The following is an 11,932-nucleotide window of genomic DNA, read 5'->3' on the forward strand; positions in this document are numbered from 1 at the left end:
CGATTGCCGGAAAATCAATAGATGCCAGTATGGATTTCACCATCTTGGCCCATCCATGCGCGATACATTCCCTCGCTATTGAAAGGCAGACAGACTTCGCCCTTGGCATTAACGGCAATAAGCCCACCCTCGCCGCCAATTTTTGCGAGATCTTTGACAACCGATTGCGCGGCTTCTTCAAGTGTTTCTTTTCCCCAGCGGATACGGGCGTCAATTTCGTGCGCTGCGGCATAGCGGATAAAATATTCGCCATGTCCGGTTGCCGAAACTGCACAGGTTTTGTCATCTGCCCATGTACCGGCACCGATAACCGGACTATCGCCGACACGGCCGGGGAACTTGGCAGTCATTCCGCCGGTGGAGGTTGCCGCAGCCACATGGCCGAAAACGTCACAGGCAACAGCGCCGACTGTGCCGTGGCGACGTGAGGGATCATTTTCTTCCCCACCATTGCGACGCCGCTCCATTTCCTGTTCAAGCGCTTTCATGCGCCGTTCGGTATAAAACCATTCGGCCGGTTTTATCTCGAGCCCGATCTCGCGGCAAAATTCATTGGCCCCTTCACCGGCAAGGAAAACATGTTCGGTTTTTTCCATAACCGCGCGGGCTGCAAGAACCGGATGACGCGGCCCGAAAATTCCGGCAACGGCACCGGCATTCCGGTCGCGGCCATCCATAATGGCCGCATCCATTTCCTGTGTACGTTTGGTGGTATAAACAGCGCCACGACCGGCATTGAAAAGTGGATCGTCTTCCAGTGCCATAACGGAAGCGGTGACCGCATCAACGGCCGAGCCATTCGACTTTAGCACTGCCCGCCCTGCCTCGAGTGCCAATGTCAATCCATGACGATAGGCTCTTTCCTTTTCTTCCGTCATATCTTTCGAGCGCATTGTGCCGGCGCCACCATGAATGGCGATAACCGGTTTTACAGGAGACGACATTTCAAAGTCCTTTCAAAAAACATTTCAGGCTATTTTAAAAAATAGCGTTTCGACGCCGGTCAATTGACGTCGATTTTGGGATCAAGCGCGTCACGCAAGCCATCGCCGAAAACATTGAAGGCCAAAACCGTAACGAAAATTGCAATACCCGGATAAAGGGTGAGGTGGTCGGCAACCCCCATATAGCTGCGCCCTGCTGCAAGCATTGCCCCCCATTCGGAGCTTGGTGGTTGGGCACCAAGGCCGATAAAGGAAAGGCTTGCAGCGGTTAAAATAGACGTGCCGATACGCATGGAAAAATAAACAATCACATTGGGCAATGTTCCGGGCAGCAAATGGCGCAATACGATCATATGATCGGAAACACCGATGGCACGCGCCGCATCAATATAAACAGCCTTTTTCATCGAAAGCGTGGTACCGCGCGAAAGACGGGCAAAAACCGGTACAGAAAACACTGCAACTGCATAAATCACATTGTCAATTCCCGGTCCCAGAATGGCAATCACGGCAATGGCAAGCAAAATGCCGGGGAAGGCAAACAGCACATCCGAAATGCGCATAATAAGCGAGTCAAGAAAGCCGCCATAAAAGCCTGCAAGAATTCCCAGAAACACCCCTATAAGACCGCCAAGCGTAACCGACAGAAAACCGACTGCCAGAGAAATACGCCCGCCATAAATGATGCGGGTAAATATATCGCGGCCATATTCATCGGTTCCCGCCCAATGGGCAGCAGATGACCCCTGCAAAATGGCATTATAATCGGCACTATTGGGATCAAGCGTCATGAATAAGGGAGCGAAAATAGCCGAGCCGATCAACAAAAGCAGAAAAACAAGCGCCACAATTGCCGCTTTCTGGCGCGCGAAACGGCGCAAAAATTCGCCAAAGGGCTTGCGCGTTGCCTCGGCAACAAGTGTATCGGATGAAGTGTTCGCACTCATGAGTAACGGATCTCCGGATTAACAAAAGCATAGAGAACATCAACCAGAAGATTGATAAGGATGAACTCTAGTGAAAAGAGCAAGATCAGTGCCTGAAGAACCGGATAGTCGCGATAGGACACAGAATCGATCAACAGTCTTCCAAGCCCCGGCCACGAAAACACTGTTTCGACAACAATCGAGCCACCAAGCAAAAAGCCGAATTGCAAGCCCACCATGGTGATGACCGGAATAAGCGCATTGCGCAATGTGTGTTTCCATGTCACCAGACGTTCGGGAACCCCCTTGGCGCGCGCTGTGCGGATATAATCCTCACGTGATATTTCGATAAAGGCCGAACGCGAGAAGCGCGCCATCACGGCGGCAACCCCGACGCCGAGTGTAAATGACGGCATGATAAAATGAAGTGCTGTTCCATAACCGCCGGTTGGAAGAAGGCCAAGCCGCACAGAAAAGAGATTGATCAAGAGAAGACCAAGCCAGAAAACCGGAAATGAAATGCCGGAAACCGCCACGACCATACCGACATAATCCTGCCAACGCCCTCTTTTGACCGCCGAAAAAACACCGATGAGTAGCCCCAATATGGTTGACCAGATCATCGAAAAAACGGTGAGCCAGACAGTTGGCATAAAACGTTCGCCAATTTCCGAGGAAACGGGTTTGCGGGTTTTCAAGGATTCGCCAAAATCACCATGAACAGCATTTTCCACAAAGGTCACATATTGCGCCCATACCGGACGATCAAGACCAAGTTGCGAGCGCATGGCTTCCACCGTTTCGGCATCGGCATCAACACCGGCCGCAAGGCGGGCAGGATCGCCTGGCAAAAGCCGGACAAAACCGAATACGATGAGTGATATAACAAAAATCACCGGTATGATGGAAAGCAGGCGTTTGATAATAAAAGCAAACATCGAAAATCCCGAACTTTAGAGTGAACGGCGCGAACACGCGCCTATTCTCCGTTATTATCCAGTTTAAAAACCCGTGTTCCAATTGCTAACCACGGGTTCAATTCAAAAAACTCCGTCTCAATCGGTAAACTTTGCATCTTTCAAAAGAAAACCGCCATCCGGCAATGCGTAAACGCCTTCAAGGTTTTTTGTTTTGCCGGAAAGCATGTCTTTCTGTCCAAGGAATATCCATGGTGCATCCTGAAAGATGATCTTTTGTGCTTTGCCGTAAAGCTCGGCGCGTTTTGTGTCATCTGCCGTTTTGACCGCATCTGAAAGATCCTTGTCGACCTCGGCATTTTTATAATAGGCAACATTGAAGAGATTGGGCGGAAAGCTTTCGCTCGAAAAAAGCGGGCGCATTCCATAATCGGCATCGGCAGTTGATGCCGACCAGCCGCCAAACTGCATTTGCACCGTCGATTCTTCAGGTGTTCTTGCCCCCCAGACGCGGTCAGCCTCGACACCGGCTTCAAGCGGTGTAACATTGACCTTGATATTCACCGCAGCCAGTTGCTGTTGCAAAAATTGCAAACCACGAATGACCATCGTGCTGTTTTTGCCGAAAATTTCGGTACTGAAACCATTCGGGTAACCGGCGTCTGTCAAAAGCTCTTTGGCTTTTTCGATATTATATTTATACTCACCGACATTGGTGTAATATTTCAGGAGTGGCGGAATAGGTGAAGTCGCCGGTTCGCAAAAACCGTTCAACACAACTTTGCAAAAGGCATTTTTGTCAACCGCATAATTCATTGCCTGACGCACACGCACATCGTCAAACGGCTTTTTCATTGTATTGATTGCCACATAATATTCGGAAATCGACGGTTCTTTCGTCACCACCAGATTGGGCATCTTTTGTGCAACAGCAAAAAGTTCCGGCGGAAAATCGGGAACAAATTGCACTTCTTGCGCCTGCAACATGGCAAAACGCGCGCCATTTTCCGGAACCGAACGGATGGTGACACCATCAACGCCGACAGTGCCATTCCAGTAATGGTCGTTTTTTATGACTTCAAGCGTGTCGCTTGAACGGTTTTTGAAAATAAACGGACCGGTGCCAACAGGGTGGCGGTCAATATCGCGACCATATTTTTCTATAGCCGCCGGTGAAATCATCATGGTTCCGGTATGCGCCATGGAAGATGGAAAAGCCCCATATGGTTCTTTGAGGATAACCTTGACGGTATGATTGTCCACGACTTCGACATGGTCGAGCATGGAGACAAGAACGCGACGCGACAATTTGTTTTCCGGATTGGCGAGCCGCTCAAGATTGATTTTGACTGCTTCTGCGTTAAAGTCTGTCCCGTCATGAAACTTCACACCTTTGCGCAAATAGAAGGTAAATTCTTTGGCGTCTTCTGAAGCTTCATAACGTTCGGCCAGAAGCGGTACAATTTTCAAATCCTTGTCAAACCCCAGCAAGCCTTCATAAATCGTCCTGAGCGAAGTCATGGTCAATGTATCATTGATATTGGTCGGGTCGAGCTTTGTCAGATTGACAGGAACGGCAACCGTCAACGTTTTGGCTTCTGACAGAGCCGGCATCAACATGGTGGTACAGACGAGCCCCGCAGCAAGCAATCGTTTCAAATTCAACATCAATCATCCATTTCGTTGGTTTGTCGAGATTTATCGGTTTGTTGATAAAAGTTTTCAAAAAGTGGCAGCAAGGCTGCCACCCTTATTTTCATTCACCGGTAAATTTGGCGCCATCAACCGAGAAACCGCCATCCGGCAACATGTAAACGCCTGACAATTTCTTGGTTTTTACAGAAATATTCTGCTTTTCACCCATAAAAATCCACGGTGCATCTTCAAACACCGTTTGCTGGACAATTTTATAAGCTTCCGCCCGTTTTGTATCGTCCGCCGTCTTTACCCCTTCAGCGAGAGCCTGATCGACCTTTTCATTTTTATAATAAGAGGTGTTATAAAGATTGGGCGGAAAGCTTTCGCTGGCAAAAAGCGGACGCAGGCCATAATCGGCATCACCCGTTGAAGCCGACCAGCCGCTATAAAGCAATTGCACGTCGGATTTTTCAGGTGTCTCGGCACCCCAGACACGGTCAGCCTCCACACCGGCTTCAAGCGGGGTTACCGTAACCTTGACATTGACCTTGGCAAGTTCCTGTTGCAAAAACTGCATGGCGCGAATAACAGCCGTGCTGTTTCTTGAAAAAACCTCCGTTTCAAAACCGTTTGCATAGCCTGCCTCGGCCAGCAATTGTTTGGCTTTTTCGGGGTTATATTCATATTGTCCGACATTGGTATAAAAGCGTAATAGCGGCGGAATCGACGATGTTGCCGGTTCACAATAACCGTTCAGGACAACCTTGCAGAAAGCTTCCTTATTGACGGCATAATTCAGGGCTTTGCGAACCCTTATGTCATCAAAAGGTTTTTTCATGACATTCATCGACGTATAGAATTCATAGATCGACGGGGCTGTTGTTACGTCAAGTGTCGGTATCTTTTTGGCAACCTCAACAAGTTCGGAAGGAAAATCGGGAACAAATTGCAATTCACCAGCCTGCAACATGGCAAAACGGGCGCCACTTTCGGGAACCGAGCGGATGACAACGCCATCGACATCGGCAACTTTGCCCCAATAATTCTCGTTTTTTGTCACCTCGAAAATATCACCGCTCCAGCTTTTGAATTTGAACGGTCCGGTTCCGACAGGATGACGGTCGATATCCTTACCATATTTCTTGATCGCGGCCGGAGAAATCATCATTGTGCCGGGGTGGGCAAGCGAAGATGGCAGCGCCCCATAAGGCTCTTTGAGATAAATTTTGATTGTATAATCATCAACAATGTCGACATGGTCGAGCATCGAGATCAACACACGCCGCGACAATTTGTTTTCCGGATTGGCTAAACGGTCAAGATTGAATTTCACTGCCTCGGCGTTAAAATCCGTGCCATCGTGGAACTTGACGCCTTTTCTGAGATAAAAGGTAAATTCCTTGGCGTCGCTAGAGGCTTCATAACGTTCAGCCAGAAGCGGAATAATCTTGTAATCCTTGTCGAAACCCAACAGCCCCTGATAGACTGTGCGCAGCGATGTCATCGTCAATGTGTCATTGATATTGGTGGGGTCAAGTTTGGTGAGGTTGAATTCGACACCGACAGCCAATGGTTTGGCTTCTGCCCAAACCGGCATTGCTGCCAATACCGAAACCAGTCCGGCTGCAAAATATCGTTTAACAAGCTTCATTTTCCCTCTCCTTCAAACAATAGACCCGATTGTTCAACGCGTTCAAAAATGCCCACCGGATGACAGGCAACAAAATGTTCCGGCTCCACTTCAACGAGCGGCTCGACCAAAGGTTCATCACCGGGTACCCGTACAGGGCTTGGCACTTCCCCTTCAATGAGCGGCCGCTTGATAAAACGGCGCGCCGGATCGGCTATCGGTACGGCGGCAAGCAGACGCTGCGTATAAGGGTGAAGCGGATGATTGAACACTGCTTGCCTTGGACCAATTTCGACAATCTGGCCAAGATACATCACCGCCACACGATGACTGATACGCTCCACCACAGCCATATCATGGCTGATAAAAAGATAGGATAGACCCAATTTTCTTTGCAAGTCCATCAGCAGATTGACGATTTGCGCCTGAATGGAAACATCAAGGGCTGCCACTGCCTCGTCGGCAATGAGGAGTTCCGGCCCGCAGGCCAACGCGCGGGCAATACAAAGGCGTTGGCGCTGGCCACCTGAAAATTCATGCGGGTAACGGCGCGCCACATGTGGCGGCAGTCCGACCGCCTGCAACAATTCCTGCACACGCTCGTCAACCTTGTTTGAGGGAACGAGTTTGTGCGTCAACAAAGGTTCGGCAATGGAAAAGCCGACAGTCAAGCGCGGATCAAGTGAGGCAAACGGATCCTGAAACACATATTGGATGTTCTGGCGTATCTTGTGGCGTTCGGCATTATCCATTTTTAAAATGTCGCGCCCGTGAAGCAGGATTTCACCGCTCCGTGGTTCGGTCAATTGCATGATCGTGCGCCCGACTGTGGATTTGCCGCAACCGCTTTCCCCGACAAGCGCCAGCGTTTCACCGGCTTTAATGGAAAAACTCACCTGCTCTGCGGCGTGAACCCGCCCTGTCACTTTGCCGAAAAAGTTCTTTTTGACATCGTAACGGGTTACGAGTTTCTTGACATCAAGCACAACATCATCAAGCTTTACTGTATCCTGTGGCAGTGCTTCAACCGCATCTTTACCAGGCTCGCGTATATCGAAAGGACGTGGCAATTTTTCATTGGCGAGTGCGCCAAGTTGGGGAACTGCGGCAAGCAAAGCTTGCGTATAAGGCCGTTTCGGATGCTTGAAAATTTCGTTCGACGTGCCTTCTTCAATCTTGTCGCCACGGCACATCACAAGCACGCGGTCGGCAACCTCGGCAACCACGCCCATATCATGGGTGATAAAGACCACGCCCATGCCAAGCTCGTCCTGCAACATACGGATAAGGCGCAAAATCTGCGCCTGAATTGTCACATCAAGGGCGGTTGTCGGTTCGTCGGCAATGAGAAGTTGCGGGCGACAGGCAAGCGCCATTGCAATCATCACCCTTTGACGCATACCACCGGAAAGTTGGTGGGGGTGGCGATCGAGGAGCCCCTTGGCATCGGGAATACGCACCTTTTCAAGCATGGCAAGCGCTTCCTGACGCACTTCCTTGTGCGTGCCCCCCTGATGAAGGCGGATCGCCTCGCCAATCTGGTCACCTATAGTGAAAACAGGATTGAGCGATGTCATCGGTTCCTGAAAAATCATCGCAATATTTTTACCGCGAACGCTATTCATTTGCGATTGGGAAAGCTTTGTAAGATCGCGCACAGCACTCTTGTCGTTGAAGAGCACCTCGCCGGAAGAAATTTTACCACCGCCGAATTCGATAAGACGCATAATAGAGAGCGACGTTACCGATTTTCCGGAGCCGCTTTCGCCCACTATTGCCAATGTTTCACCGGCATTGACCGAAAAATCAAGCGACTTCACCGCACGGAAATTACCGTCTTCGGTTTTGAAATCGACATCAAGGCCTTTTACGTTTAATAGCGGCGCATCCAAATTGACCAACCTCTTTTCTTCCGACATTTCAACCGCTTTCCGGAACGCGTTTGAAAAAGCTGACTCCACCCGCTTTTTTAACGTACTCAAATTTCAACGAAAGGTTTTTTCTCAAATTCTTTCCACTCACTATGGTTGTTTTAGGCAAAACCATGGACAGAGCAACCCGTTGTCATCGACAGCGCCTTTAAACTGTCTTGCTATGACACACTCACCAGAATCTCGCTGTCTTGACCCTTAGGACACAAGAAAAGATCGCTCACGATTAAAAATGCCGCCGAATATGTCTTTTGCGGGCACATTCCTGCTTTACCTTTTTTAAAACCGTCAAAGCCGGTTTTATTCCCTAAATCGTACTTGTCGTTCAAGTGTTTTTTTAAAAAACTTTTAAAACTGGCATGTAAATTGCTCGGGGGCTTGCTGTTTTCCTTTAAAAATCAGTCTGTTGCGGCACTGTTGATAAGTGTGGCAAGCGAGGTAAAATGCGAAGGTTTCATGGTTGCGGCATTCACGCCCGACATATCTTCAGCCATCCATAAAGACCGTAAAATGCTTTCTTCGGTTGCTTCTATGACCGCCTCGAACATGGGCGAAAGGGCGCGATCGTCAATATGGGGAACATCAACCAAATGCGATTCTTCTTCCCTATGACGAAGTTCTTTTGCCGTCGAAAAGGCAAGTGCAAAATCGCCCGAGCCATTGCTCAAGGCTGCTCCGCTTTTGGCAAGCCCGCCGAATGTCCGGTTGGCAAGGCGCTTCAATTGTCTTGGGCAAAGGGGCGCATCGGTTGCAACAATCATCATAATCGACCCGTCTTTATCCGCACTCGGTACGGGGTGATTTATGTCGCTCTTTTCGAGAATTCCAAGATGCCCGCCAAAATTCGACTGCACAAGGATACCGATTGTATAGGTTTTGTCGTCCATTTTTACGAGGCGCGAGGCCGTGCCGATACCGCCTTTAAGACCGAAGGCCACTGTGCCGGTACCAGCACCCACTGCCCCCTCTTCAAACCGGCCGGGACGTGCAATTTTCAAAGCTTCGAGCATTTCATCAAAGCTCGGGCGCAAAGCCCGTATATTATTCAGCCGTGAATCATTGGTTTCGCCGACAACAGCATTGATGGATGTTGCGTTTTCATTGCCCTTCTCGTGCAAGGTATAATAGATCAGTGCTTCAATCGCGCGACCGGTTGCAAGTGTATTGGTGAGCAATATCGGTGTTTCAAGCTCTCCAAGTTCTTCCACCTGAACAGAGCCTGCAAATTTTCCATAACCGTTAAATGCACTAAAACTCGCCGGTATTTTGTTTTGGAAAATATTGTCGGAATGCGGCACAATTGCTGTGACGCCGGTGCGGATTGCGTCCCCCTCCTTGATCGTCACATGGCCTACTTTGACACCGGCAACATCTGTGAGCGCATTGAGCGGACCACTTTTATAATAACGGGTCACATAATGTTCCGGCAAAGGGTTAGAACAATCATTTTTAGGTAACACGGGTAACCTTTCCAACTCTTTCCTGCATTGTTGGTGAAGGTTTCGGAAACGTCAATGTTCCCGAAGAACGCCAAAACAACAATTCGGTTTTGGCAACAAGGATCAAGAGCCGCACAAGAACTTTGCCGCCAAACTGTTATAATTTTCATCCGACATCATATCGGGCTTTTTATCAGTTACGAGATAATCAATATCTTCCATAGGTGCAACCGCGGATGGCTCCGGCTTGGAAAATTTTGAATGATCGGCAAGTATGATTAACTTTCTCGAATGAGCAGTCTTTGCACGGGCGACTTCCGTCGCCGAAAGGTCAAAACCGGAAACCGCACTGTTGCTGACAACAGCAACGGTTAAAACTGCAAAACGGGCATGAAATTTTGATTTATTCAAGCGCAAGCAGGCCGATATTCGAGCTTCGTTCGCACTTGTAACTAATGCTCACGAAACACATCATGGTGCGGATGGACACCCAAAATTTCGGCAACATTGTTCGATTTTGTAACAATCATCATTCTTAAAGAAAACCAGCCTCTTTCTATAGGCTGGTCTTTCTCTCGGCACGCTTGTCCTAACTACCAAACCGGCAGTTTTCCCGTTCTTGGCTTCTCCGTTTTAAAAACGGTTTTAAATTCCGAGTACCGATTTTTTAAAGGTTGCGATTCCTAGCGGATACGGGCAATCACTTCCCCGACATTGGTGATGCTGCCAGCCGGTTTTACAATTTCCAGTGTTCCGCTTTTTTCGGCTTTAATTTCAGTCTCCATTTTCATGGCTTCCATCACCGCAACCGTTGCGCCTTCTTCTATTTTTTCGCCTTGCTTTTTGAGCCAAGCCTTGATTGTTCCGGGAATTGGTGCAGCAATATCACCAGCGCCCTTATCGACCTTCACTTGTTTCCCACTATCGAATTGCGGATTTTGTGCACCATTTACTGCACTTCCCGCCCCTTCAAGCAATTTCAAAAACCGGAAGGGCAAACCGAGTTCCACCCGCTTTCCGTCGATTTCAATATCGAAACGCTCAATTTGCGGCTCAATTTTATCGGCTCTGCTTTCCATAGCCAATTTTTCGGCAAAATCGTTTTCGATCCAGCGTGTATAAACTTTAAAGCCGTTTTCTCCAATAAAATCAGGATGGTGAACAACAAGCCGGTCAAACGGCAAGACTGTTGCAACACCTTCGATTGTGAACTCTTTCAAAGCTCGTGCGGCACGCTTTAACGCTTCTTCGCGGGTTCTTCCGGTAATAATCAATTTTGCAATCATCGAGTCAAATTGCGGGGCTACAACATCGCCTTCACGAACGCCACTATCAAGCCGCACACCGGGACCAGACGGTGGCGAAAACTTTGTAATTTTTCCAGGGCACGGCAAAAATCCGCGTCCAACATCCTCGGCATTGATGCGAAATTCAATGGCATGGCCGATGGGGGAAGGCGTTTTATTAATGCTCAAAGGCAAACCTTCGGCAATACGGAATTGTTCAACCACCACATCAAGCCCGCTTGTTTCTTCTGTCACAGGATGTTCGACCTGCAACCGCGTATTGACTTCGAGAAACGAAACAACATCATTGCGCCCCAACAGGAATTCGACTGTCCCGACGCCGCTATAATTGACATGGCGACAAATATTCGTAGCCGCTTCTCGCAAGCGTTGTTCAACGGCCTCTGAAATAAAAGGTGCCGGCGCCTCCTCGACGAGTTTCTGGTTGCGCCTTTGCAACGAACAATCACGCGTTCCAAGAACCACAACATGTCCCATTTTGTCGGCAATTACCTGCGCTTCCACATGGCGGGGACGATCAAGAAACTGTTCCACATAACATTCGCCACGGCCAAAAGCCTGAACCGCTTCACGAACAGCCGACTGGAAAAGCTCTTCAGCCTCTTCCCGTTTCCATACAACCTTCATGCCGCGCCCGCCGCCGCCATGCGCTGCCTTGATTGCAACAGGAAAGCCATATTCTTCGGCAAATGTGATAACATCTTTGCCGCTTTCAACCATGCCGTTGCTACCGGCAACGAGTGGCGCGCCTACCTCTTTAGCAACTGCACGGGCTTTGAGCTTGTCGCCCAAAAGATCAATTACTTCCGGATCGGGCCCAATCCAGATGAGACCGGCATCAATCACGGCTTTCGCAAATTCGGCACTTTCCGACAAAAAGCCATAGCCTGGATGAATAGCATCAGCCCCCGAACGTTTGGCAATTTCAATAATCTTGTTACCATCGAGATAGGTTTCTTCCGGCCTGTCACTCTTAAGACGAAAAGCCTCGTCTGCTTCTTTGACAAAAGGTGCCGAACTGTCGATATCGGCATAAATTGCAACCGAAGATAGACCGTAATCGCGTGCCGCACGAACAATGCGCAATGCAATTTCTCCACGATTGGCAATCAGTATTTTTTTCATGAACGTCCCCATCACTGTAAATTTATAATTTTTCTGACCGAGCCTGTCTCTTGTTTTTCGCAAAGCCGGTATTTC

At 49.0% G+C, this 11,932-nt stretch carries 9 protein-coding genes; all 9 read right to left on the reverse strand.

All coding sequences use genetic code 11. From position 1 onward, the window contains the following. Positions 1-14 precede the first annotated feature (14 nt). The 9 genes from H3V12_RS10770 to H3V12_RS10810 all read right to left on the reverse strand — a co-directional run bounded on the left by H3V12_RS10770 (position 15) and on the right by H3V12_RS10810 (position 11,857). A complete protein-coding gene (locus tag H3V12_RS10770; protein ID WP_198214664.1) occupies positions 15-944 on the reverse strand; it encodes an isoaspartyl peptidase/L-asparaginase in 930 nt (309 codons plus the stop codon). 59 nt (positions 945-1,003) lie between these two features. Then, on the reverse strand, positions 1,004-1,891 hold the full coding sequence (locus H3V12_RS10775) for an ABC transporter permease subunit (protein WP_075869114.1): 888 nt from the start codon (positions 1,889-1,891) through the stop codon (positions 1,004-1,006). After that, positions 1,888-2,808 carry a glutathione ABC transporter permease GsiC gene (gene gsiC, locus H3V12_RS10780; RefSeq protein WP_198214665.1) on the reverse strand — a complete coding sequence of 307 codons (921 nt, stop codon included), beginning with the start codon at positions 2,806-2,808 and terminating at the stop codon, positions 1,888-1,890. The genes H3V12_RS10775 and gsiC overlap by 4 nt, the downstream gene beginning before the upstream one ends. A gap of 117 nt (positions 2,809-2,925) precedes the next feature. Next, positions 2,926-4,455: a glutathione ABC transporter substrate-binding protein gene (locus H3V12_RS10785; protein ID WP_198214666.1), complete on the reverse strand. Its 1,530-nt coding sequence runs from the start codon at positions 4,453-4,455 to the stop codon at positions 2,926-2,928. An 88-nt stretch (positions 4,456-4,543) separates the two neighbouring features. Then, positions 4,544-6,076, reverse strand: a complete 1,533-nt coding sequence (locus tag H3V12_RS10790; protein ID WP_198214667.1) for a glutathione ABC transporter substrate-binding protein — start codon at positions 6,074-6,076, stop codon at positions 4,544-4,546. Further along, positions 6,073-7,974, reverse strand: coding sequence for a dipeptide ABC transporter ATP-binding protein (locus tag H3V12_RS10795; protein WP_075869121.1), 1,902 nt, complete (start codon positions 7,972-7,974; stop codon positions 6,073-6,075). The genes H3V12_RS10790 and H3V12_RS10795 overlap by 4 nt, the downstream gene beginning before the upstream one ends. A gap of 410 nt (positions 7,975-8,384) precedes the next feature. Then, on the reverse strand, positions 8,385-9,401 hold the full coding sequence (locus tag H3V12_RS10800; RefSeq protein ID WP_343211718.1) for a P1 family peptidase: 1,017 nt from the start codon (positions 9,399-9,401) through the stop codon (positions 8,385-8,387). Positions 9,402-9,548: 147 nt separating this feature from the next. Then, the gene (locus tag H3V12_RS10805; RefSeq protein ID WP_198214668.1) at positions 9,549-9,836 is read right to left on the reverse strand and encodes a DeoR/GlpR transcriptional regulator; all 288 of its coding nucleotides are present in this window, start codon (positions 9,834-9,836) and stop codon (positions 9,549-9,551) included. Between the two features lie 272 nt (positions 9,837-10,108). Further along, on the reverse strand, positions 10,109-11,857 hold the full coding sequence (locus H3V12_RS10810; RefSeq protein WP_198214698.1) for a biotin carboxylase N-terminal domain-containing protein: 1,749 nt from the start codon (positions 11,855-11,857) through the stop codon (positions 10,109-10,111). Between the last annotated feature and the right edge of the window lie 75 nt (positions 11,858-11,932).

It is taken from the genome of Bartonella sp. W8167 (assembly GCF_016100335.1).
Classification (GTDB): domain Bacteria; phylum Pseudomonadota; class Alphaproteobacteria; order Rhizobiales; family Rhizobiaceae; genus Bartonella; species Bartonella apis.